Here is a 22,932-nt window from a genome sequence, read left to right on the forward strand (position 1 = left end):
CACCACGCCTTGCACCCCCGCCCCCGACAGAGTCCTGTTGGGGTGGGGGAGACGTTGAAAAACCGGCCCCCGCACCTGTAGTGCCGGGGGCCGGTTTTTTTTATGCGCCTGTCACCCGCTATTTCCCGGACGCGGTGCAGGCCAGGGCGGCATCCAGGCTGCGTACCCGCTCCAAAGCCCCTTTGAGGACATAGCTTTCCTCCCCCGGCGACAACTTCACGGTCGGCGGGAAAGTGCAGGCACTGGTGAGCTGCTCGGTGAAAATGTCGTGCACCATGCTGCCGGCACGGGTCAGCGCACCGGTGATGAAAATATAGTTCGGATCCAGTGCCAGCACCGCCGGCAGGATCGCCTTGACGGCCATGCGGCAGAAAGACTCGACCGCCGTGCGGACCGCTTCGGGGCCGTCGTCGGCGGCTTCATAGACCTCCCGGATGGTCATGGCGTGCTCGGCGGCAACACGGCCGATGGCCTGCTCGGCTTCCAGCAGCGGCGATGACCGGTCAGAACCTATCTCGCCGGCCGCATTGTGACCGCCCTCGAAAATCTGGCCGCCCAGGACCAGCCCGAAACCGAAAGCCTCGGAGACGTGGAGACCAATCAGCACCGCCGGTGATTCCCCGAGCTGTTCGGTGAGCTCGGAATTGGCCGCCAAGGCCGCCATTTTCGCATCATTGACGATCTCAATCGGACACTGCAGCACATCGTTGAGACCATCGACGAATCCGGGTTCGGTCAGACTGGGGAACACGAAGGACCGGATCACCCGGTTGTCGCGGACAATACCCATGACAATGACCAGCGCCTGCTGGATGGGGGTGTCACCGGCCTCCCGGCGAAGACGCTCGGCCATACGGTGAAACTCGGTGGCCGCGCGGGAGGCATCCGGCAAATCCGTGGTGATGGTCTGCCTGACCTGGCCCGCCGAATCAACCAACAGCCCCTCCAAGGCACCGTGGAAACCACGGATAACCACGGACACGTGGTGGTGGGGCGACAGCGAATAGCGCATGGCCGGCCGCCCGCCGAAAACCTGGTCGGTGGAGGCCTTTTCCGGGACCACCAGCTGTTCTTTTTCGAAGTGGCGGAAAATTTTCGTCAGCGTGGGACGCGATAGCCCCGTTTGGGTGGCCAGCTCCGCCAGGGTCAAACCGTGCGTTGCTTTGAACAGGCAGTTCAATGCCCGTTGTTCATTGGCTCTCCGAACGTCGAGAATGCGTTGCTGCGAGTGGCGTTTGTCCTGTTTGGGGGGGTTCATTGGGGCCTGAAATTGGTGGATCGGGAAAATCTGTTGACGGGAACAACTACTAATATTACGATGTTCTGTAACGGTGTTAAATAAGGGTCTGCAAGAACGGCTTGCGAGGACCCCTCGACGAGAGAGAGACATCATGAAGCGTATCATTGCAGCACTTTCCGTAGCCGCTCTGGCCACCGGCACCCTGGTCGGGTGTTCCGGCGACGGAAACGAAGAATCTGCAGGTGACGGTGGACAGAAATCCATCAACCTGTGGATGCCCACGCTGGCCAACGACAACCGCGACAAAGAAATGTGGAGCGAGATCTCCGCCGACTTCGAAAAGGAAAACAACGTCAAGGTCAACATCACGGTCGTGCCGTGGGATGCCTACGAAACGAAGTTCCTCACCGGTGTCGCCTCCGGCAACGGCCCCGATGTCGGCTACCTCTACCCGGAGATGCTCGGCGACTACATCGCCAAAGATCAGCTGGTCGCCCTCGATGACTTTGTGACAGCCGAGCAGAAGGACAACCTGCTCTACCTGCCGGCCGGTCAGTTCAACGACACCCAGTACGGCCTGCCGCTTTTGGTCGGTGCCGCCCGTGTCCTGTTCTACAACAAGGACCTGCTGGACAAGGCCGGTGTTCAACCGCCGACCAACTGGGATGACTTCAAAGCCGGCGGCGAAAAGCTCAAGGCAGCCGGGATCACCCCCTGGATCGCCCCGTGGGGCGACAAGGGCCGCGGCATCATGAACTCCAACTTCTTCCCCTTCATCTGGCAAAACGACGGTGAGCTGTTCGCCAAGGACGGCTCCAAGACGCTCTTCGACAGCCCCGAGGTTGTGGAATCGGCCGCGTACCTCAAAGACATGATGGATGCCGGGGTGCTCGACCCCTCGTCGACCGGCGCCAACGTCGAGTCCTCCCGCAAGTCCTTCCAAAACGGTGAGGTTGCCTACCTGTTCGAGTCCGAGGCCAAGAGCTCCCTGTGGGATGACGCCGGAGTCAACTACGGCTGGGTTCTCTCCCTGGACCACAAGAAGAAGGGCACCTTCATCGCCTCCGATGACCTGGTCATGTTCAAAGGCTGCGAAGACAAGGATCTCTGCTACAAGTTCATGGACTACCTCACCCAGGGCAAGCAGATGTCGCGCTTCCACAAGCAGGCCCCGTACCAGCCGGTCGGCAAAGACGAAAAGATCGACAACCCCAGCGAGTTCAGCAAGCTGTACGAAGAAAACCCCGAGGTTCTCAATGTCCAGCCGATTCTGCCGAACTCGGCCCCGACCCTGACGATCCTCTACTCCGAGATGCAGGCCATGCTCACCGGCAAGAAGAGCCCGGAAGAAGCCCTGAAAGACGCTGCTGACCAGGGCAACAAGGCCCTCGAAAAGTAAATTCCCCCCAGCTTTGCCGATCCGGGGCCGGCGTTTCCTGCCAGCGCAGGCCACGGCCCCGGGTCGGCACATGATTTTTCTCATCGGAGTCCCACCATGGAGAGAAAGAAAAAAACGAAGGGCTACGCGGGCTTTTTTTATGTCCTGCCGTCGTTTGCGATCCTCATGCTGATCGCGATTGTGCCCATCATCTACACCGCGGTTTTATCGTTCAGCGACTACGACCTGTTCGGTGCCCCCGAGTTCATCGGAACCGAGAACTACAAAGAGCTTTTCTCCGACAAATCCTTTGTCGACGCCGTGAAGAACACGGTTATTTTCACCGCCATCGCCGTGCCGCTGCAGACGGTCATTGCCCTGCTTCTGGCTGATGTGCTCGCCCGCACCAACAATGATGTTCTGTCCAAGTTCGTCCGCTCGGTGCTGTTCATTCCGGTGGTCGCATCCCTGGTGCTGGTCGGTACGGTCTGGCAGTACATGTTGGCCTCCAACGGCGGAACAGTCAACGAACTTCTGGACATGGTCGGAATACCGCCGGTGAACTTTCTGGGCGACCACACCAATGCGCTGATCTCCGTGTCGCTGGTCTCGGCCTGGAAACACATCGGCTACTTCCTGGTCATCTACTACGCCGGTGTCAAAGAAATCCCCCATGAGCGCTACGAGGCGGCACTGGTTGACGGTGCGGGGCGCTTCCAGCAGTTCATCCACATCACGTTGCCGGGGCTGCGCCCGATCACCTTCCTGGTGGTCATCCTCGGCACCATCTGGTCCTTCCAGGTCTTTGACCTGGTCTACGCCATGACCGGTGGCGGACCCGCGGGTGCGACAACCACGATCGTCATCGAGATCTTCGAGCAGGGCTTCCAGACCCTGCGCTTCGGCTACGCCTCCGCCATCGCCATGGTCCTGTTTGCGGCCGTCGCCCTGGTGTCGATCGTCCAGCAGAAATTCTACTCACGGTTGGAGGACTGATCATGGCACGTTTGGGAAAGACTCTCCTCTGGGCCTTCATTGTTTTCCTGATCATCATCTCGGTGCTGCCGTTCATTTTGATGATCCTCGTCGCGTTCCAGAAACGTGAAACCTTCGGATTCGACATCGCCGATTCCGGATTCACCTTCGACAACTTCATCGAGCTGTTCCAGGTGCAGGGATTCGGCAACGCCCTGCTGTTGTCGACCTCGGTGGTGATCATCGCCTGCGTGTCCAACGTGGTGATCTGTTCACTGGCCGCCTACGGCTTCGTGTTCAAAAAATTCGTCGGCTCCGAGGTGCTGTTCTGGATTTACCTGGCCACCATGATGGTTCCCGCACAGGTCACGGTGATCGCGAACTTTGTGATCTTCCGCAAGATCGGCATCCTGGGCACCACAATTTCGCTGGCACTTCCCATTTTGAATGCCTTCGGTGTGTTTTTGGTCCGCCAGTTCATGGTCGGTATCCCGCCGTCCCTGCTCGAGGCCGCCCGCATCGACGGCGCCACCGACTGGCGTATCTTCCGCTCGGTTGTGCTGCCGCTGATCCGCCCGGTGCTCACCGCATTGACCGTGTTCACCTTCCTGAGCACCTGGAACGACTTCATGTGGCCGCTGGTGTCACTGCAGTCGGATACCAAGCAGACGGTGACGCTGGCGATCTCGAAACTGTCCGGCGCGTTTTTGACCCAGTACGGCCTGGTGATGGCCGGTACGACCATTGCTTTCGTCGTTCCCTTCCTCGTCTATGTGTTCCTGCAGCGGCAGTTCGTTGAAGGTGTCGCAGCCACGGGTATCAAGGGCTAATCGGCGATGGAAGTTTCAATTACAGACGCGTTCAGAAAAATCCATCCCACCGACACGGTTGACGACCAGCCCACTGTGGCACTGGTCGGCCCCACCGGGTCGACGGTGAGCTTCCAGATTCATTTCCGTTTCCCCCGCCAGCAGCGCACCCCGCACTGGCCGAAGCTGGATATCGTCCTGGACGCGGAGGCCGTCGACCTGGCCGCCTACCGGGTGGATCTGGTTCCGGTCCGCTGCCCGATCTGGTATCCGGACATCTACGGCTACCAGACCAGCGAGCCGGGTCTTCTGCCGGACAAACTGGTGGCCCTTGACCTGTCGGCGGGGCACCCGTTGACGGTGGCGCCCACTCATGTCGGCTGGAACACCGTGTGGGTTGATGTGCAGCTTCCCGACAACCGGTGCACCGGCCGGGTGCATGTGCGCCTGGCCGAGCACGACACCGGTGACACACTCATCGACCGCACCATCGACTGTCGTGCCGTCGAGGTGGAAAAAGCAGAGGTTCCCACCAGTATTCTGCGGTGGATCCACACCGACAGTGTGGCCGACCACTACGGCATCGAGGTCTTCGGCCGGGACTACTGGCAGGCGGTTGAACAGCACATGCGGGCGGCGGCATCGATTGGCACCACCGCTGTGCTGGCGCCGATCTGGTCACCGCCGCTGGATGTGGAAATCGGTTCCTACCGCACCCACTGCCAGCTTCTGGGAGTGGAAAAAACCGGTGACGGCTACAGCTTCGATTTCTCCGGTGTGGCCAAGTGGATCGAATGCTCCAGGCGGGCGGGGTTAACCGGAATTGAGGTCCCGCACCTGTTTTCCCAGTGGGGGGCGACAGCCGCGGCACCGATTTTCGTTGATGTGCCGGCGCTGTGGACCGCCCCGTCGACAACGACCCCCACTTTCGGCTGGCACACCCAAAGCAATGACCCGGAATATCTCGATTTCCTCAAACAGCTGCTTCCGCAGCTCAGGGAATTTTTGGAAAGCCAGGTCGATCCCGACCGCATCTGGTGGCACATGTCCGATGAGCCGCGGCAGGAAAACCTGGAGTCGTTTACCAACCGCACCGGCGACCTGGTGGCACTGCTGGACGGGGCCACCATCATTGATGCGGTCAGTGACCCGGAGTTTCTCCAGGTGGTGCAGACCCCGGTGGTGGCGACCTCCGAGGTGGAGCGTTTCCGCGCGGCCGACTATGAACCGGAATGGGTTTATTACTGTGTCTCCCAGTCTGTCGGGCAGGCCAACCAGTTCATCGCGCAGACCGCCGCCGCCCACCTGGTCCAGGGCTTCCAGCTGTACAAGTTCGCCTGCGCGGGCTTTTTGCACTGGGGTTTCGACTTCTACTACTCCCAGTATTCCCGCAGCACCATCGACCCGGCGACCAACACCGACGCCGGCGGCAACTTCCTGTCGGGGGATCCGTTCCTGGTCTATCCCGGCCCCACCCCGGCAAGCCCGGTGACAGGCTCGCTGCGTTTGGCCATGCTCAGGCAGGCCTTCACCAGCCTTCAACTGTGCTGGGCCGCGGAGAAAAAGCATGGCCGGGAGGCCGTGATCGCGGTCATCGACCCTGCCGGACAGCTGGACTATGCGGCTGGTTTCCCCGGCCCCGACCGCTACGCGGAGATCATCCGCGCGCTTGTTGAGTTGGCGGCGACCAGCTGACAGACCCCGCACCACCGGAGCATGCTCTGTCCCGGCACGATTGCTGTTCCACCACGCACCGCCCGGCACCGCCGGGCGGTGCAGCACCCCGGCCCCCGGGGCGCACGCATCCGGGGATTTTTTCACTCAACCGATCACATCATCCGCCCACAGCCGATTGACGAAGGACTGCATCACAATGGAATTGACCTGTCAGGGAATCAAGGACACCGGCGCCTACCAGCGTGCCGGAGTTGGACTGCCGCACTTTGATGTGGCGTCCACCCGGGACAAAGCCGACGATGACCCCCGGTGGGTGCATCTGGGATTCGGCAACCTGTTCCGGGCTTTCATCGCCAGAATGGCCGATGATCTGTTGTCCCGGGACATCTGGTGGCCCATCCACGGGGTGCAGACCATTGATTCGGTCGGCACCGTCCACCAGGTCACCGACCATGATCTTCTCAGCCTTCGGGTGGGTCTGGGTGCTGACGGCACCCGGCAGCTGGATGTGATCGGCAGCCTGGTGGCGGCCATTGAAACCACCGACCCGGATGGTGATGAGCGTTTCCTGTCACTGTTGGCTCACCCGCGGGTGGCTGTGGTCACCGCGACGATTACCGAAAAGGGCTACCGTATCGGCTCCACCGGGGCGGATGGTCAATTCAGCTTCCACCCCGAGGTCGCTGACGCGGTCCACTCCGGCCCACAGCACTCCAGCCAGCACGCCATGGTGCAGGTTGCCCGTGGTCTGTACCGGCGTTTTACCGCCGGTGGGGCACCGGTGACGGTGATCAGCTTCGATAATTTTTCCCGCAACGGTGATGCGTTCGCCGAAGCGGTGCGCACCATTGCCGCGGCGTGGAACGAACACGGTTTCGTCGACTCCGATTTCATTGACTGGCTCGGTGATGAGGACCAGGTTGCCTTCCCGGTGTCGGTCATCGACAAAATCACCCCGCGGCCCAGCGGGGAAGTCGCCGACTACCTTGCGGAGCTGGGTTTTACCGATATGGCCATCGACCACAGCTACGGTGGGCCGATCGCCGGTTTCGTCAACACCGAAATCCCGGAATATTTGCTCATCGAGGATCGTTTCGCCGGTGACAGGCCGCCGCTGGATACCGTCGGCGCCATTTTCACCGACCGGCAGACCTGCCTCGATTTCGAGAAAATGAAAGTCACCACCTGCTTGAACCCGGTGCATACGGCACTGGCGCTGAGCAGCTGTCTTTTGGGTGTGCCCTCCATCGACCGGGCGATGGGGGATGAGGATCTCAAGGCACTGGCCACGGTGCTGGTCTACCACGACAGCCTGCCGGTGGTGGTCAACCCGCAGGTCGTCACCCCGGAGGAATTCCTCGATGAACTGTTCACCCACCGGCTGACCAACTCGGCGATGCCGGATGATCCGGCCCGGATCGCCATGGACACCTCCCAGAAATTGGCGATCCGTTTCGGTGAGACGGTCACCTCCAGTCTTCAGGCCGGCCGCGACCTGGGTGAGCTTGTCGCCATCCCGCTGGTGCTGGCACTGTTTTTGCGCTACCGGCTCGGTATCGACGATGCCGGTCAACCGATGCAGTGCTCACCCGATCCGATGCAGGAACGACTCGATGAACTCGTCGACGGCATCGGCCTGTCCGACACGCCGCTGCCCGAGGGGAAACAAGAGGAAATCCGCGGGTTCCTCTCCGATAAGTCGGTGTTCGGATTCGATCTGGCGGCAGTCGGCATGGACCGCCGTGTCCTGGAGCTTTTCACACAACTGCGCAGTGCCCCCGGTGCTGTGCGCGCAACAATCAAGAAAGTGGTCAAGTAACCGATGAAGATGACATTTCGCTGGTACGGCGAAGACGCCGACCCGATTCCGCTGCAGTACATCCGGCAGATTCCCGGCATCACCGGGATCATGGGCACCCTCGATTTCATGCCCGCCGGTGAGCTGTGGAGCAAAGAGGACATTAAAGCCCTGGTGGGGCAGGTCCACGACAATGCCCTCGAGTGCGAGGTCATTGAATCCGTCAACGTCCACGAGGACATCAAACTCGGTTTGGATACCCGCGACGGCTACATCGACAACTACTGCCAGACGATCCGTCACCTGGCGGAATTCGGCGTGAAAGTGGTGGTCTACAACTTCATGCCGGTGTTTGACTGGCTGCGCACCGAACTGGCCCACGAAAACCCGGACGGCTCGACGTGCCTGTACTACGATGACGCCGAAATCCAGCAGATGACCCCGCGGGATATCGTCAACAAAACCGCCGAGGACTCCGACGGGTTGACTCTTCCCGGCTGGGAGCCGGAGCGTCTGGCCCGCCTGGATGAGGTCATGGAGCTGTACGCAAACGTCTCCCACGATGATCTGCGCGACAACTGGCGGTACTTTTTGGAGCGTGTCATCCCCGTCTGTGAGGAAGTCGGCGTGAAAATGGCCGTCCACCCGGATGATCCGGCGTGGGATTTGTTCGGCCTGCCGCGGGTGTGCACCTCCCGGGATGATCTCGACAAAATCGTCAACCTGGTCGATTCCCCGGCCAACGGCCTGTGCGTGTGCTGCGGGTCGCTGGGATCGAATCCGGACAATGATCTGCCGGCCATCTACGAGGAGTTCGGCAGGCGGGGCCGCATCCATGCCGCGCACCTGCGCAATGTCCGCCACTTGGGTCCCGGAAAATTCCAGGAGGCCCAGCACCTGTCATCCGACGGTTCCCTGGACATGTTCCGCATCGTCCGGGCCATCCACACCCACTGCCCGGACATCTACATCCGCCCCGACCACGGCCGGATGATCTGGGGGGAGAAGGGCCGTCCCGGCTATCCGCTCTACGACCGGGCGCTGGGGGCGGTGTACCTGCAGGGACTGTGGGAAGCAGTCGAGAAAATGTCGCGGCAGACATAGTTTTTCCCGGTGCCCCAAAAGATAAACAACACCCGACAACAACCACTCCCGCTGAACCGGCAGCGTTGCTGTTTTTCATCCCCCGTCACCTCCTTGTGTGGTGTGGCCTGTCGGCCGCAGCCCGGCGGACAGTGACGGGGGCGCACCGCAACACAACTGCCGGAGCAGCCGGTGGTGGGAAAGTGAGCATTGCATACCGTGTCGCACACCCTTGAACTGTCGCCGGAGCGCCTGTTTCCGGTGGACCCGGCCACCCGGGAGATCGCCCGCCAGCTGTACGGTCTGGTCAAAGACCTGCCGATCATCTCCCCGCACGGGCATGTCAACCCGTCGCTTCTGGTTGACGATGAATCCTTCGGCAACGCCACCGAACTGCTGCTGCGGTGGGACCACTATATTTTCCGGCTGCTGCACGCCGACGGCGTCGACATCACCGGGCTGGGGGTCGGCGGGGCGCCGCTGACTGATCCGCGGGCCGCCTGGCGGACGTTTTGTGCCCGCTGGCATCTGATCGAAGGCACAGCCTCCGCCCTGTGGCTGACCCATATTCTGGTGGAGCTTTTAGGCGTCGACATCGTCCCGTCCGCCGGCACCGCCGATGACATCTACGACCGGATCCAGCACCGTCTCGACCAGCCCGAATTCCGGCCGCGGGCACTGTTTGACACCTTCGGCATCGAGCTGATGGCCACCACCGATGATCCGCTGGATGATCTTGCCGCGCACACCACCATCCGCGATCAGCTTGAGCTGTCCGGGCGGGTGGTTCCCACCTGGCGTCCGGACAAATACTGTGATCTGCTCTCCGACGGTTTCGCCGAACGTATCGAGCGGTTGACCGGCACAGTCGGCGGACGCCCCGGACATATCGGTGACTACCTGAAAGCACTGGAACACTCCCGGCAGCGCTTTATTGCCGCCGGGGCGATCTCCACCGATCACGGCCCCCGCACCCCGAAAACCCTGGATCTGTCCGACCGGGAGCTGGAAGGGCTTCTGGCCAAAGGATTGGCCGGTAACGCCGATGCCACTGATGCGGTGGCCTTCGAAGCAGGTATGCTCACCCGTTTCGCCGGTATGGCCTGCCAGGACGGCCTGGTGATGACGGTGCACCCGTCGGTGGCGCGCAACCACTGCCAGTCGGCGTTGACGGCCTTCGGCCCGGATACCGGGCACGATATTCCGCTGCGCACCGAATACACCCGGGCGATGCAGCCGCTGCTGAACAAATACGGCACCGTGCCCGGTTTCCACCTGGTGCTGTTCACCATCGACGAAACCGTCTACTCCCGGGAGCTGGCGCCACTGGCCGGTTTCTACCCGGCGGTCTATGTCGGAGCCCCCTGGTGGTTCATCGATTCCCCCGACGCCATTGGCCGGCACCGCAGTGCGGTGGTTGAGCAGGCCGGTTTCTACCGCAGCTCCGGATTCATCGACGACACCCGGGCCTATCTGTCGATTCCCGCCCGCCACGACATGTCCCGCCGGGTTGATGCGGCGTTTTTGGCCCGCTATGTGGTGCAGGGGCGACTGCAGCAGTCCGCCGCTGAACGCATCATCGTCGATATGACCTGCACCAATCCCCGCAACGTATTCAAACTTGGTGGTTGATTCCAGCCAAGGGAAAACAAGGTGAGTACCGGACCCGGTGACGGTGGTGATCGTGGTGATCATCCCCGCCGCCGGGTCTGGTTGTGTCTCCGGCGGGAAGGGGAAACCACCCCAAAAAAAGATCCGCGACGGGTGGATGAGGTGGCTACTGTCCGGGCCGGGAGACCGGGAAATGGCGGATGTCTGTGACTCCACCCCCCCAAAAAAGCAGCGGCCGGCAGCTGTGTGAGGCCGGGGCGGTCACACAGCTGCCGGGGATATCCCCCGCCGCAGTGGCGGGTGGGGAAACTAGCGGGCGGTGTCGGCGTTGTGCCCGGCCAGGAGTGCCTCCACATCGCTGCGGCGGTCCATGGACCAGTCGCCGGGGGTGCTCATCGCCAGGGCGCCGGTGGCCACGCCGTAGTTGACGGCCCGGGCCAGATCCATGTTTTCCTGCAATCCGGCTATCAGCCCGGTGGCGAAACCGTCACCGCCGCCGACCCGGTCATAAATGGGCAGCCGGTCAAACCGCACCGATTCGGTGATGCCGGTATCCGGCGACCAGGCCATGGCCCGCCAGTCGTTTTCCCCGGCGTGGTGGACGTGGCGGACGGTGCGGGCCAGCACCTTCACCCCGGGGAAATACTCGGTGACCGCCTGTGTCATCGCCTCAAACTGGACGGCGGGATCGGCACGGTCGTCGACTCCCAGATCAATGCCCAGGCACTGCTTGAAATCGCGGGGACCGGCGATGAGCACATCGACATAGTCGATGACCCGGCGGTTGATCTTTCGGAGTTTGTCGTTGTCGCCGTAGGCGGCCCACAGGCTGGGCCGGAAGTTCTGGTCGAAGGAGACGGTCATGCCGTGTTTTTTGGCCGCTGTGACCGCCGCCAGCAACGTGCTGCCGGAGGTGGGCGACAATGCGGCGTAGATGCCGCCGGAGTGCAGCCAACCGGCGGGATGGTCGGTGAACAGCCGGTCGAAATCGGCGACCTGTTTGTTCATCGCGGCAATGGCCGTATGCGCCCGGTCACTGGCGCCGCGGGCACCGCGCACCCCGAAACCGCGTTCGGTGAAGTTCAGTCCGTTGCGCGCCCGTGCACCCACCCCGTCATCGGCGACCCAGTCAATCAGTGAACAATCCACCCCGCCGGTGCAGATGAGGTTTTCAATCAGGCGGCCGATCGGATTGTCGACCAAAGCGGTGATCACTGCGGTGCGGTGTCCGTAGACCTGGTGCAGGTTGCGGGCGACATTGTATTCGCCGCCGCCCTCCCAGGCGGTGAATGTGCGGCTGGTGTGGATGCGGGAGTGGCCGGGGTCAAGCCGCAGCATCACTTCGCCGAGACTGATCAGATCGAAGGGGTCGTGTGCCATGCGCGCTGGTCCTTTTCAGTGTGGGGCGACAACAGGTGGGTGGGTCGATGCAGCCGGTCAGACCCGCGGGCGAATCGAATCGGCCAGTTCACGGGCCGCGCGGCAGGCCTGTCGGATGGCGGCGAAATCACCGTCGGCCAGCGCCCGGGCATCCACCATCCAGGAACCGCCGACCGCCAGCACCTGTGTGATGGCCAGGTAGTCGGCCAGGTTGGCGGGGCTGATTCCGCCGGTGGGCATAAACGACACGGTGCCAAACGGTGCTGCCAGGGCTTTGATGGCGGCAGGCCCACCGGAGGTTTTCGCGGGGAAGAATTTGACGGTGTCCAAGCCAAGATCCAGGGCATGCAGAAGCTCCGTCGCGGTGGCGATACCGGGAATCACCGGCACCCCGGCGGCACGGCAGGTGGCCACCACCGGTTCCGACAGCCCGGGAGAGATGATGAATCTGGCCCCGGCTTTGATGGCTTGCTCGGCCTGCGCCGCGGTGACGATGGTGCCCGCCCCGACCAGCAGGTCATCCCGGTCGGCGATGGCGGAGACCACAGTGTGGGCGCCGGGGGTGCGGAAGGTGACCTCGGCGACCGGCAGGCCGCCGGCCACCAGGGCGTCGGCCAAGCCGTCGGCACGGCTGACATCCGGGCACACCACCACCGGAATAACGGTGGTGGCGGCAAGAGTACTGCGGGTAGATGCATCAAGTGTCATGGCGGTGTGGGACATCCTTGGGGAAAAACCCGGTGGCGGTACGCCGGCGGGTACGCGGCGGCGGCACCGGGGCGGGCGGGAAAAACCAGTCCCAGACTAAGTCCCCGACCACCCTTTATGCAAGGGGGTTAAAAAACGGGTCTGTATTTGGGGTGGGGGCAGGTGCTTCGGGCTGGCCGGGGCAGGTGGCGGTACCGCTGGGCTGCGTGCCGCGGGCGCACCGGGCGGATGTGTGGTGTGAAATACTGGCCGGGGAAGTGCTTCATCCCGCTTTGTTGGGCGCCGGTTGACGGTGGACAAGACTTTTTTCAAAAAAACAACCAGGGAAGGCGGACACCGGATGGCCACCATTGTTGTTGCCGCGGATTCCATGAAAGGCTCCGCCACCGCAGCGGAAGTGGTGGGGGCGATCTGCCGTGGCTGGCGGCGGGTGCGTCCGGATGACCGTCTCGTTCCCATCGCCATGGCCGACGGCGGGGAAGGCACCGTCGATGCTTTCGCCCTGGCGTATCCCGCCGGTATCCGCCACGAGCTGGCAGTGACCGCCCCCTGCGGGCATTCCACTGTCACCGCCCGGTGGCTGGAGATTCCCGCCGACGGCGACCGCCCCCGGACCGCGGTTGTCGATGTGGCCGGGACCTGCGGGATAGAAATGGTCGACCAGCTGTGCCCCCTGACCGGATCGACCCGCGGCCTGGGGGAGACGGTGGCCCGGATCATCGGCGACGGTATCGGGGAGCTGATCATCGGTATCGGCTCCAGCTGCTCCACCGACGGCGGGGCGGGTTTCCTGCAGGCTCTCGGCGCACAGTTGACTGATGCCGCAGGTGACCCGATCGGCCCCGGCCTGGCGGGGCTGGCAACCCTGCGGTCGGCACGTCTTGACGGGGTGGTCCGGCCGCGCGGACGGGTCACCGTCCTGACCGATGTCACCAACCCGCTGACCGGCCCCACCGGTGCGGCACATGTATTCGGCCCGCAGAAAGGACTGGACAGCCGGCGAATGCCGGCTGCGGATGCGGCCCTGATGAACCTGTGTGACCTGATCGGCGGCAGGGCCGGCATCCCCGGGGCCGGGGCGGCCGGCGGGCTGGGCATGGCCCTTGACTGGTGGGGTGCCTCACTTGTGGGCGGGGCCGGGGCTGTTGCCGCACTGACCGGCCTTGACCGGGCTGTGGCGGGCGCGGATGCGGTCATTACCGGGGAGGGCCGTTTCGACCGGTCATCGATGGACGGCAAAGTCGTCAGCATGGTTTATCGGTGCGCTGCCGGCCACCGGGTGCCGGTGGTGCTGGTGTGCGGCAGTATCGCCGGGGAGGATGCTGCAGCCGTATTCGCCGACCGGGAGGTGCTGGAAGATAGTGCCGGCAGTGCCCGCGCCGCCATGGACGGGGTCCACGATGCCGCCGCCACCGCCGGTGCCCGCCTGGCCGAACGCTTCACCGGTGGTCGCCGGCCACGGGATACCGGGCACCGGGAATGAGAAAAACAGTGCCGGTGGCAGCGCGGGGTGGGGTGAGCTGGCCATGCGCCGGTGTGGGATTTCATGCCCGGTTGGCCACCCCATGATCACACCCCCGCTTGGGGTTGAGTTGTCTGCTGCATGCAGCACCCCCATCGGTGGGGCTAATTTTGTCCACATTGTTTTATTTCGTGTCCGTTTCGCCGGGTGTCCGGGCTGTCCCGGTGGGCTGCCGGCAATGGTGGCGCACCCGGGCCGGGCGCCTGTCACGGTGTGGTGAACTGCTGCTAGTCCCGCTGAGGGTGCCCTGATAGTCGGGCATAACCACCAGCGCAGCGGCGGCAAAGGGGATGGGGTCAGACGGGCTCTAATTTTGTTTCCCTTGTCTTTTTGACCGGTGGGTGGCCGGAACTTTTCGGGGCTTTCGGGGGTGGATTGACAGGGCGGGGTTGTAGCTTGCTGTGTGTTCACGGGGGAGGGGGCAGGGCTGTCAGCGGTGGTTTCACGGCATGTCAGCTGTTCTTAAACCGCTGACATGGGGGTGCTGCGGGAACTAGCATGGGGAGAAGGGATCCGGTGCGTCCACCACCACCTGCCGAACGGGACGGGCCACGGCGCGCGGACGGCGGAACCTTGCGCCCCAGTCCAGGCGATCATTGGCCACCGACGTTTCAAGGAGGAAGGCATGCCGTCCAGCATTCCCGACAATGTGCGCAATGCCCTGGTGATCATTACCGACCAGCACCGCACCGACACGATTGGATGCCTGGGAAATCCCCACGCCCACACCCCGAATCTGGATGCCCTGGGCAACGAGGGTTTCGCCTTCACCAACTGTTTCACCCCGACCGCCATCTGCACCCCGGCCCGGGCGTCACTGCTGACCGGGAAAATCCCGCTGAAACACCAGGTGGTGGCAAACCCGGAGTGGAACATCGCCTACCAGTGCGATTTCGCGCCCGGCGAATGGACCTACACGCAGGCCCTGCGGGACGCCGGCTACAACGTCGGTCTGGTCGGCAAATACCATGTCGGTCTCGACTCCCCGGCCGCCCACGGCATGGATGACGATTCCTTCGAGGGCGCGATCAACCCGGTGGCCCACCCCAGGTACGTCAAATGGCTGGAAGACAATGGTCTTCCCCCGGTGTCCGCCCACGATTTCCAGCAGGGAATCCTGCCCGGCGGCCGGCCGGGGCATGTCATTGCCGCCCGGTTGAACCAGCCGGAGGAAGCCACCTTCGAACGGTTCATCGCCGATACGGCCATAGAGAAAATGCGTGCCTATGCCGCCGACTGGAAGGACAACGGCAAGCCGTTCAGCCTGGACATCCACTTCTTCGGCCCGCACCTGCCCTATTTCCTGCCCGACGAATACTTCGACCTGATAGACCCGGACGTCGTCGAGCTTCCCCCCAGCTTCGGTGACACCCTCGAGGGCAAACCGCAGGTGCAGTCCAACTACGCCACCTACTGGTCTACCAGTTCCTTCGACGTTGCCCAGTGGAAGAAACTCATCGCCTGCTACTGGGGCTATGTCGCCATGATCGATTTCGAGATCGGCCGGATCATGGACGCCGCCAAAGAACTCGGGATCCTCGACGACACCGCGGTGATGTTCACCGCCGACCACGGCGAATTCACCGGCGCACACCGCATGAACGACAAAGGTCCCGCGATGTACGACGACATCTACAAAATCCCGTTCATCGCGAAAATCCCCGGGGTCTCCACGGTGGGCACCTCAGACGCGTTCACCTCCCTGCTGGATGTGCCGGCCACCGTGATGGACATCGCCCGGCTGGATCCGGCACTGATCGAAGACGGCCGGTCGATTGTGGATCTGACCCGCGGGGAGGATGTGCCCGGGTGGCGGGACCATATTGTCTGTGAATTCCACGGCCACCACTTCCCGCTGCAGCAGCGCATGCTGCGCACCCGGGAATTCAAACTGGTCGTCAGCCACGAAGGGGTCAACGAACTCTACGACCTGCGCCATGACCCCTACGAAATGAACAACTGCTACCGTGCACCGGCCTACCGGGACATCCGCGCGCAGCTGTCGAAGCAGCTGTACCACGAACTTGTGGCACGCGGTGACCACGCCTTCGCCAAATGGATGCTGGCCATGACCGACTTCGATCTGCCGTTGGGCGGCAGTTCCAAATCGGACTGGGATACGGTCACCGACAGCGGCGGCGGGGACAGCCGGTGACGCCCTGCCCGGCGGGCCCTGCCCGCCCCCGGGCTTTGCGTAGGCTTGACAATCGAGGCGCACCATCGCCCGGGTGACCGTGCGGATGGACATGGACAAGGATAAAACACCAGGCTCCGGCGGAGGATGTTCCGCCAAAGCATCGCCAGCGCGCCAGCACCCGGTAGCCGGCCCGCCCCGTCTACCGCGTGCCGGCACAACACCACCGGTCAACCACCGGTGTGCACCGTTGAAAAAGTGCAGGAAGGCCAGTAGAGCATGACTGACACCGCCAATCCGAAGGGACGTCCCCGCAGCCGCGGTGAAGATGGACTGCAGCTTGCGATCGTCGAGGCGCTCCGCGACGGCGAATACACCCGCAAGCAGCTGTGCGACAAATTCCGGGTGTCCCGCACCACGCTGGGGCGCTACCTGGAGCAGCTTTTGGCCGACCACGCCATTGAAGGTGTCACCGCCGCCCCCTCGGGCAGGGGACGCCCGGTGGAGGTGTTCCGCATCAACCACTCGGTGGTCTACGCCATCGGCCTGGATGTGTCGAAAACCCGCGCCATCGGCATGGCCGTCAACCGCGCCGGGGTGTCGCTGGCCTCCGCCGAAATCACCGCCTCCCCCGGCAGCGGCGCCCCGGAAGATCTGCTCTACCGGCTGTGTGTCGAACTGTCGGCGGATCTGGTCCGCAACAATGCCGTCACCGACTGGATGTCCTTTATCGGGTTGGGGCTGCCCAAACCCATGGCCCCGGGGCAGATGACGGTGACCGGCATGCCGATGGAGATGGCCATCAAATTCGAGTCGATGATCTCCACCTTCTGGGATGCGCCGCTGATCGCGGACAATTCGGTGCGCATGGCCGCTTTGGGTGAAGCCCGTTCCGGGGCCGGCCGGGGCGGCGGCAACCAGCTGTATCTCCGGATATCCCGCGGCATATTGGCCTGCTCCCTCATCGACGACAATGTGGATGTCGGCGCCCACGGCTTCGCCGGGGAGATCGGCCACGTGCGGGCCGCCGGTGCCGACCGGCCCTGCCACTGCGGTAAAACCGGCTGCCTGGAAACCATCGCCGACATGGATGCCATTGTCCGGGGATGCGGGGCGGAGGATCTGGACGGGGTTATCGCGGTGCTCACCGACCCGGACGCCGCGCAGGACACGGCCGGGCACTACCGCAGTGTGGTGGAACGCTCAGCCACCGCCACCGCTGATGCCGTCGCCGCGGCCGTGGTTCTTCTCGACCCGGACAAAGTGATCCTCGGCGGGGACATTCCCATCCGGGTTCCCGGTTGGACCGACACTTTTACCGGGCAGCTGAAAAAACTGGTGGTGCCCGGTTTGCATGATGATGTGGAGGTGGCCGTGGCGGCCCTGGGCGATGAAGCCTCGGTCACCGGCGCCATCGCCGCCGCGGAACGGCTGGTCAGCGGGCACCGTTCCACATTGTCGACCTGGCGGGACCACCACCGGGGCACCTGACGTGCCGGGCGGACAGGGCGGTTGGTGATAATAGGCGGCGGAAAAAAATCCGCCCGCGCACCGCACCGGCACGGCGCTTCGCGCATACCCGCCCGTGTGCCGCCCGCGGGCGGGGAAGCAGCGACCAGCGGGCACCAGACCCGGCAAGGAGAAGGCGATGGGACACACCACCCCACCAGCTCCGCTGGTTCGTCGTCCCCTGCCTTTTTCAGTCGTCGCCAAACCCACCGGGGCCGCCTGCAACCTGGACTGCACCTACTGCTTCTTCCTGTCCAAGGAACTGCTTTACGAGCAGAAAAAGCAGCGCATGGGGATAGAGGAACTGGACACCTATGTCCGCGAATACCTGGCGTCCTCACCCGACGGGGAGGTGACAATGCTGTGGCAGGGCGGGGAGCCGACCCTGCGGGGCCTGGATTTTTTCCGCACCCTCGTCGACCTGTGCGAGCGCTACCGCCGGCAGGCGCAAACTGTGGTGCATGCCATCCAGACCAACGGCACCCTGATCACCGATGAATGGGCACGGTTTTTCAAAGACCACGACTTCCTGGTCGGGATATCCATTGACGGGCCGGAGGACATCCACGACGCCTACCGGGTCAACAAAGCAGGCCGCGGCACCCACCGGATGGTCATCCGCGGCTACAACAAGCTGCGCGACCATAAGGTGCGCACCAATATTTTGTGCACCGTCCACCACGCCAACCAGGACCACGGCAAGAAGGTCTACACCTATTTCCGCGACGAACTGGGGGCAAAATACCTGCAATTTATCCCCATTGTCGAACGCGTGGAGAAAAAAGACCTCGCCACCGCCGAAGCCGGGTGGCGGGTCGGCAAAGACCACCAGCTGCTCTACCAGCAGTCCGGCGATGCGGTGACCACCCGCAGCGTGGATCCGGAAAAATACGGGCGTTTTCTCGTCGAGATCTTCAACGAGTGGCGCGCCCGCGACGTCGGTGAAGTTTTCGTCCAGGATTTCGACTCGGCCCTGTCAAGCCTGTTCGGCCGGGCCTCAGTGTGCGTGCACGCACCCGAATGCGGCAACAACTTCGCCATGGAATTCAACGGGGATGTCTACGCCTGCGACCACTGGGTGGAACCTGACTGGCTGGTCGGCAATATTGCCGAGAAATCCTTCAACGAGCTGGCCGACAGCGCGGTGATGCGCTCCTTCAGCCTGAAAAAATCCGCGCAACTGACCAGCCAGTGCCGCAGCTGCCCGGTGCTGCGTTTCTGCCACGGCGGCTGCCCGAAGGACCGTTTCGCGGTCTCGGGTGACGGGGAAGCGGGCCACAACTACCTGTGCCCGGGCTACTACCACTTCTATTCCACCATCCGGCCCGATCTGGTGGCGATGAAACGCCTGATTGGCCGGAATATGGCCCCCAGCCTCATCATGGATGAGTCGGTGCGCTCACGGATGCGCCCGAAACCGAGAATCTGACGGGAAAAACCTTGATCACTTTTGTTGAAGCAGCCCTGGTCGGCATTGTCGTCGGTCTTGTCATCGGCGCCCTGGGGGCCGGCGGCGGCATTATTGCCGTGCCCGTGTTGACCTATCTTCTGGGACAAACACCCCACGACGCCACCAACGGTTCCCTGGTCATTGTCGCCGTCACCGCACTGTTGACGCTTCCCGGCAAAGCGAAGATGAAACAGATCAGATGGAAAGACGGTCTGGTCTTCGGCGCGATGAGTTCCATCGGCGCGATCGCCGGACGGATGATCAACCAGCAGATCGACGGCAAAATGCTGCTGATTTTGTTCTCGGTTCTGCTGCTCGGTGTGTCGGGTCTGATGATGCGCAACGCCTTAAAACAGCGCCGTGATGAAGACCGGCGCATGGAACTCTACGGCGGCTACGAGGCCACTGCCGCCGGCGCTTCCGGTACCTCTGCGGTGAAAACAGCCGCAGCCAAAGCTGTGCCAAAGGATCCGGACACAGAACCCCGGCCGCTTCCCTATGTCGCTGCCGCCGCCACCGCCACCGGTCTTTTGACGGGACTGTTCGGTGTGGGCGGTGGGTTTGCCGTGGTACCGGTTCTGATCCTGGTGATGCGTTTTACAGTCCGTGAAGCCACCGGCACCTCACTGGTGGTGATGATCATTGCCGCGGTTGTCTCAATCCTCACCGGGGTTACCGTCGGCAGTTTCCACGTCGACTGGCCGGTGGTGCTGCTGTTTGTCGCCGGTTCCTCCCTGGCCGGCCATGTGGGTGGACGGCTGTCGCAACGCGCCCGCCAGTCCACACTGGCCATCATCTTCGCCTGCATGGTGCTTCTGGTCGGACTGTCGACATTTATTTCCACCGTCCTGGGCATCGGCGTCTAGCAGCCGCGGGATAGGGTGAATGCGAACTCGGTGACCACCGGCTGAAACCACGGAACCTCTGTTCCGTTGCCCGCCGGTGGCGCACCGCGTTTGTGGAAGAAGAATGAAGACCGGACGCCCCCGGTGCGGTGACCGCTCCGCCGGGGGCGTCTGCGGTACGCCCGGCGCCGGACGCGGTGGCCGTGCGGATACCCGGTCGGGGGCACCACAGGAGGACCTGTCAGCCACCGCCGGCCGATTGTCGGGGGATGGTGGCCGCCCGTGGTGGTGCTGGCGGCACACCGCTTGTCCGGGAGACTGTCCGTCGTTTTGCGGCCGGCGGCAGAAGTGGCGCCCGCACAGTGCCCGGCGGGCCGGTGCCCCGCCGGAGGTGACGGGACAATACGGCGGAAGGGCCAGAGAAATCTTGTGGCCCGTCGGTCCCGGCAGGACAGGTGCGCCGCAGGCGATGGTTTACCCGCGGGATGATGGTTGTGGCAGGTGCTGGTAAGGTTGCACCGTCTAACGACTGCGGCGTGAGCCACACGTGCCCCAAAATTTTCACGGGTGCGCACCGGTTGCTGTGCCGGGAGGGCTGACCTTCCTGCATGACCGGCCGGGCAACGCCGCATGTCTGCGGGTATCTGTGTGTCCCCCGGACCTGTCCAGTGCAGGTTTGTGGCGGTCACCGGATGCCGGACCACTAATATTAGAGTCAATAAAAACAAACTTTTACGTTCACTTCGCAACACGGGACCCGTCACGGTGTCCGCCGGCAGGCGGTCAACTATCCGGTACTGGCGGTTTATTCCGTGGGGCGGGGGTGATGCCCCTTCAGGCCGCGGTGACGCGGCCCCGGGGGTGTGGCCCGCCGCCGTATGCCGGGTGGAGACCGCCGACAACCGTGGCGGTCCCGCCGCTTGTGAAACCCCAGGAGGATGCGTGTCCGCGTTTCTATCGGTGTTCAAGGACGCTGATCTTCGGAAGAAGATTCTGTTCACCCTTGCGATGATCATTCTGTACCGCATTGGTGCCCAGATTCCGTCCCCCGGCGTCGACTACGCCGAGATTTCCGGGCGGCTGCGTGATTTAACGGAAGGACAGTCCAGCGTTTACTCGCTGATCAACCTGTTCTCCGGTGGTGCGCTGCTGCAGTTGTCGGTGTTCGCCATCGGCATCATGCCCTACATCACCGCCTCGATTATCGTGCAGCTGCTCACCGTGGTGATCCCGCACTTCGAGGAATTGAAGAAAGAGGGGCAGTCCGGTCAGTCGAAAATGACCCAGTACACCAGGTACCTGACCCTGGCGCTGGCGCTTTTGCAGTCGTCGGGCATTGTCGCCCTGGCGGCCCGCGGCCAGCTGCTCGGGCAGGGGGTGCGGGTGCTCAAAGAGGGCCACACCCTATTCGACCTGATCATTATCGTGCTGACCATGACCGCCGGTGCGGTTTTGACCATGTGGATTGGTGAGCTGATGACCGAACGCGGCATCGGCAACGGCATGTCGCTGCTCATCTTCGCCGGTATCGCCACCAGGCTTCCCACCGACGGGGCGGGCATTCTGGCCTCCTCCGGCGGACTGGTGTTCTCCCTGGTGCTGTTCGCCGTGATCGTGTTGGTCGTCGGTGTCGTCTTCATCGAGCAGGGCCAGCGCCGTATCCCGGTGCAGTACGCCAAGCGCATGGTCGGCCGCCGTCAGTACGGCAACACCTCGACCTACCTGCCGCTGAAGGTCAACCAGGGTGGCGTTATCCCCGTCATCTTCGCCTCGTCGCTGATCTACGTGCCGGTGCTGATCACCCAGATCATCAACTCCGACAAGGCGGTTCCGCCGAACAGCTGGTGGCAGAACAACGTCATCCAGTACCTGCAGACCCCGTCCAGCTACCAGTACATCATTTTGTACTTCGTGCTGATCGTCTTCTTCTCCTACTTCTACGTTTCGGTCCAGTACGACCCGAACGAGCAGGCCGAAAACATGAAGAAGTACGGCGGCTTCATCCCCGGCGTGCGTCCCGGCCGTCCCACCGCCGAATACCTGTGGTACGTCATGAGCCGCCTGCTGCTGGTCGGTTCGGTCTACCTGGGTCTGATCGCTGTGTTGCCGAACGTGATGCTGGAGCTGGGTGTGGGAACCTCGGCCGGATCGGCCACCCCCTTCGGCGGCACGGCTATCCTGATTCTTGTGTCCGTTGCTTTGACAACGGTCAAACAGATTGAATCGCAGCTGCTCCAGTCCAACTACGAAGGATTCCTCAAATGAGACTTGTTCTGCTTGGTCCCCCCGGCGCCGGCAAAGGCACCCAGGCCGCCATTCTCTCCGAGAAACTCGGTGTGCCCCACATTTCCACGGGCGACTTGTTCCGCAAGAACATCGGCGAAGGCACCCCGCTGGGTGTGGAAGCCAAAGGCTACATCGACGCCGGGAAACTCGTTCCCACCGATGTCACCGCCCGCATGGTCGAGTCCCGTCTGGCCGAAGATGACGCCGTCGACGGTTTTCTTCTCGACGGGTTCCCCCGCACGGTCGAGCAGGCCGATCTGCTCACCGAGATTCTGCGGAAAAAAGACGTCGCCCTCGACGGTGTCGTGCAGTTCAAAGTCTCCGAGGACGTTGTGGTTGAGCGCATGCTCGCCCGCGGCCGCGCCGACGACAACGAAGACACCATCCGTACCCGCATGAAGGTCTACCGGGATGAAACCGCCCCGCTGATCGACCACTACGGCGACAAGATCATTGCCATCGAAGCTGAAGGCAGCGTCGAGGAGATCAACGAACGCACCATGACAGCACTCGGCAAGTAACCGGCC

The 22,932-nt window shown here is 63.0% G+C and carries 17 protein-coding genes; 14 read left to right on the top strand and 3 right to left on the bottom strand.

From position 1 onward, the window contains the following. Positions 1–118: 118 nt before the first annotated feature. Positions 119–1,258 (bottom strand): ROK family transcriptional regulator, encoded by a 1,140-nt coding sequence (locus JZY06_RS05140; RefSeq protein ID WP_207118838.1) that lies wholly within the window; start codon positions 1,256–1,258, stop codon positions 119–121. Between the two features lie 133 nt (positions 1,259–1,391). Here JZY06_RS05140 and JZY06_RS05145 point away from each other — a divergent pair, with 133 nt between their 5' ends. The 7 genes from JZY06_RS05145 to uxaC all read left to right on the top strand — a co-directional run bounded on the left by JZY06_RS05145 (position 1,392) and on the right by uxaC (position 10,592). After that, positions 1,392–2,639 carry an ABC transporter substrate-binding protein gene (locus JZY06_RS05145; protein ID WP_207118840.1) on the top strand — a complete coding sequence of 416 codons (1,248 nt, stop codon included), beginning with the start codon at positions 1,392–1,394 and terminating at the stop codon, positions 2,637–2,639. A 96-nt stretch (positions 2,640–2,735) separates the two neighbouring features. After that, entirely contained in the window at positions 2,736–3,614 is an 879-nt protein-coding gene (locus JZY06_RS05150) for a carbohydrate ABC transporter permease (RefSeq protein ID WP_207118842.1), read from the top strand. A 2-nt stretch (positions 3,615–3,616) separates the two neighbouring features. Continuing rightward, complete coding sequence (locus JZY06_RS05155) at positions 3,617–4,423, top strand: carbohydrate ABC transporter permease (RefSeq protein WP_207118844.1); 807 nt, start codon at positions 3,617–3,619, stop codon at positions 4,421–4,423. Between the two features lie 6 nt (positions 4,424–4,429). Next, positions 4,430–6,097, top strand: a complete 1,668-nt coding sequence (locus JZY06_RS05160; protein ID WP_207118846.1) for a DUF4091 domain-containing protein — start codon at positions 4,430–4,432, stop codon at positions 6,095–6,097. Between the two features lie 178 nt (positions 6,098–6,275). Then, complete coding sequence (locus tag JZY06_RS05165; RefSeq protein ID WP_207118848.1) at positions 6,276–7,898, top strand: mannitol dehydrogenase family protein; 1,623 nt, start codon at positions 6,276–6,278, stop codon at positions 7,896–7,898. Positions 7,899–7,901: 3 nt separating this feature from the next. Continuing rightward, the gene (gene uxuA, locus JZY06_RS05170; protein ID WP_207118850.1) at positions 7,902–8,981 is read left to right on the top strand and encodes a mannonate dehydratase; all 1,080 of its coding nucleotides are present in this window, start codon (positions 7,902–7,904) and stop codon (positions 8,979–8,981) included. Positions 8,982–9,179: 198 nt separating this feature from the next. Then, positions 9,180–10,592, top strand: a complete 1,413-nt coding sequence (gene uxaC / locus JZY06_RS05175; protein WP_207118852.1) for a glucuronate isomerase — start codon at positions 9,180–9,182, stop codon at positions 10,590–10,592. A 288-nt stretch (positions 10,593–10,880) separates the two neighbouring features. On the opposite strand, the gene JZY06_RS05180 is transcribed toward uxaC, so the two are convergent. After that, on the bottom strand, positions 10,881–11,951 hold the full coding sequence (locus JZY06_RS05180; protein WP_207118854.1) for a sugar kinase: 1,071 nt from the start codon (positions 11,949–11,951) through the stop codon (positions 10,881–10,883). 57 nt (positions 11,952–12,008) lie between these two features. Continuing rightward, a complete protein-coding gene (eda, locus tag JZY06_RS05185) occupies positions 12,009–12,659 on the bottom strand; it encodes a bifunctional 4-hydroxy-2-oxoglutarate aldolase/2-dehydro-3-deoxy-phosphogluconate aldolase (protein WP_207118856.1) in 651 nt (216 codons plus the stop codon). A 340-nt stretch (positions 12,660–12,999) separates the two neighbouring features. Between eda and JZY06_RS05190 the strand changes: the two genes are divergently transcribed. The 7 genes from JZY06_RS05190 to JZY06_RS05220 all read left to right on the top strand — a co-directional run bounded on the left by JZY06_RS05190 (position 13,000) and on the right by JZY06_RS05220 (position 22,926). Further along, positions 13,000–14,142 carry a glycerate kinase gene (locus tag JZY06_RS05190; protein WP_207118858.1) on the top strand — a complete coding sequence of 381 codons (1,143 nt, stop codon included), beginning with the start codon at positions 13,000–13,002 and terminating at the stop codon, positions 14,140–14,142. Between the two features lie 664 nt (positions 14,143–14,806). Next, a complete protein-coding gene (locus tag JZY06_RS05195) occupies positions 14,807–16,336 on the top strand; it encodes a sulfatase-like hydrolase/transferase (RefSeq protein WP_207118860.1) in 1,530 nt (509 codons plus the stop codon). A 258-nt stretch (positions 16,337–16,594) separates the two neighbouring features. Continuing rightward, on the top strand, positions 16,595–17,806 hold the full coding sequence (locus tag JZY06_RS05200; protein ID WP_207118862.1) for an ROK family transcriptional regulator: 1,212 nt from the start codon (positions 16,595–16,597) through the stop codon (positions 17,804–17,806). A 157-nt stretch (positions 17,807–17,963) separates the two neighbouring features. Next, the gene (locus tag JZY06_RS05205; protein ID WP_207118864.1) at positions 17,964–19,253 is read left to right on the top strand and encodes an anaerobic sulfatase maturase; all 1,290 of its coding nucleotides are present in this window, start codon (positions 17,964–17,966) and stop codon (positions 19,251–19,253) included. An 11-nt stretch (positions 19,254–19,264) separates the two neighbouring features. Further along, positions 19,265–20,140: a sulfite exporter TauE/SafE family protein gene (locus JZY06_RS05210; protein WP_207118866.1), complete on the top strand. Its 876-nt coding sequence runs from the start codon at positions 19,265–19,267 to the stop codon at positions 20,138–20,140. A 921-nt stretch (positions 20,141–21,061) separates the two neighbouring features. Then, positions 21,062–22,384, top strand: coding sequence for a preprotein translocase subunit SecY (secY, locus tag JZY06_RS05215; RefSeq protein WP_207118869.1), 1,323 nt, complete (start codon positions 21,062–21,064; stop codon positions 22,382–22,384). After that, the gene (locus tag JZY06_RS05220) at positions 22,381–22,926 is read left to right on the top strand and encodes an adenylate kinase (RefSeq protein WP_207118872.1); all 546 of its coding nucleotides are present in this window, start codon (positions 22,381–22,383) and stop codon (positions 22,924–22,926) included. The genes secY and JZY06_RS05220 overlap by 4 nt, the downstream gene beginning before the upstream one ends. Positions 22,927–22,932: the final 6 nt, after the last annotated feature.

Origin of the sequence: Corynebacterium mendelii, from assembly GCF_017307055.1 — a bacterium.
GTDB lineage: Bacteria > Actinomycetota > Actinomycetes > Mycobacteriales > Mycobacteriaceae > Corynebacterium > Corynebacterium mendelii.

Excerpts from the sequence above, each read along its gene's own strand:
- JZY06_RS05155 (WP_207118844.1), top strand. The coding sequence starts at position 3,617 with ATGGCACGTTTGGGAAAGACTCTCCTCTGGGCCTTCATTGTTTTCCTG.
- JZY06_RS05220 (WP_207118872.1), top strand. The coding sequence starts at position 22,381 with ATGAGACTTGTTCTGCTTGGTCCCCCCGGCGCCGGCAAAGGCACCCAG.
- JZY06_RS05160 (WP_207118846.1), top strand. The coding sequence starts at position 4,430 with ATGGAAGTTTCAATTACAGACGCGTTCAGAAAAATCCATCCCACCGAC.
- eda (WP_207118856.1), bottom strand. The coding sequence starts at position 12,659 with ATGACACTTGATGCATCTACCCGCAGTACTCTTGCCGCCACCACCGTT.
- uxuA (WP_207118850.1), top strand. The coding sequence starts at position 7,902 with ATGAAGATGACATTTCGCTGGTACGGCGAAGACGCCGACCCGATTCCG.
- JZY06_RS05200 (WP_207118862.1), top strand. The coding sequence starts at position 16,595 with ATGACTGACACCGCCAATCCGAAGGGACGTCCCCGCAGCCGCGGTGAA.
- JZY06_RS05145 (WP_207118840.1), top strand. The coding sequence starts at position 1,392 with ATGAAGCGTATCATTGCAGCACTTTCCGTAGCCGCTCTGGCCACCGGC.
- JZY06_RS05190 (WP_207118858.1), top strand. The coding sequence starts at position 13,000 with ATGGCCACCATTGTTGTTGCCGCGGATTCCATGAAAGGCTCCGCCACC.
- JZY06_RS05165 (WP_207118848.1), top strand. The coding sequence starts at position 6,276 with ATGGAATTGACCTGTCAGGGAATCAAGGACACCGGCGCCTACCAGCGT.
- JZY06_RS05140 (WP_207118838.1), bottom strand. The coding sequence starts at position 1,258 with ATGAACCCCCCCAAACAGGACAAACGCCACTCGCAGCAACGCATTCTC.
- JZY06_RS05150 (WP_207118842.1), top strand. The coding sequence starts at position 2,736 with ATGGAGAGAAAGAAAAAAACGAAGGGCTACGCGGGCTTTTTTTATGTC.
- JZY06_RS05180 (WP_207118854.1), bottom strand. The coding sequence starts at position 11,951 with ATGGCACACGACCCCTTCGATCTGATCAGTCTCGGCGAAGTGATGCTG.
- JZY06_RS05195 (WP_207118860.1), top strand. The coding sequence starts at position 14,807 with ATGCCGTCCAGCATTCCCGACAATGTGCGCAATGCCCTGGTGATCATT.
- JZY06_RS05205 (WP_207118864.1), top strand. The coding sequence starts at position 17,964 with ATGGGACACACCACCCCACCAGCTCCGCTGGTTCGTCGTCCCCTGCCT.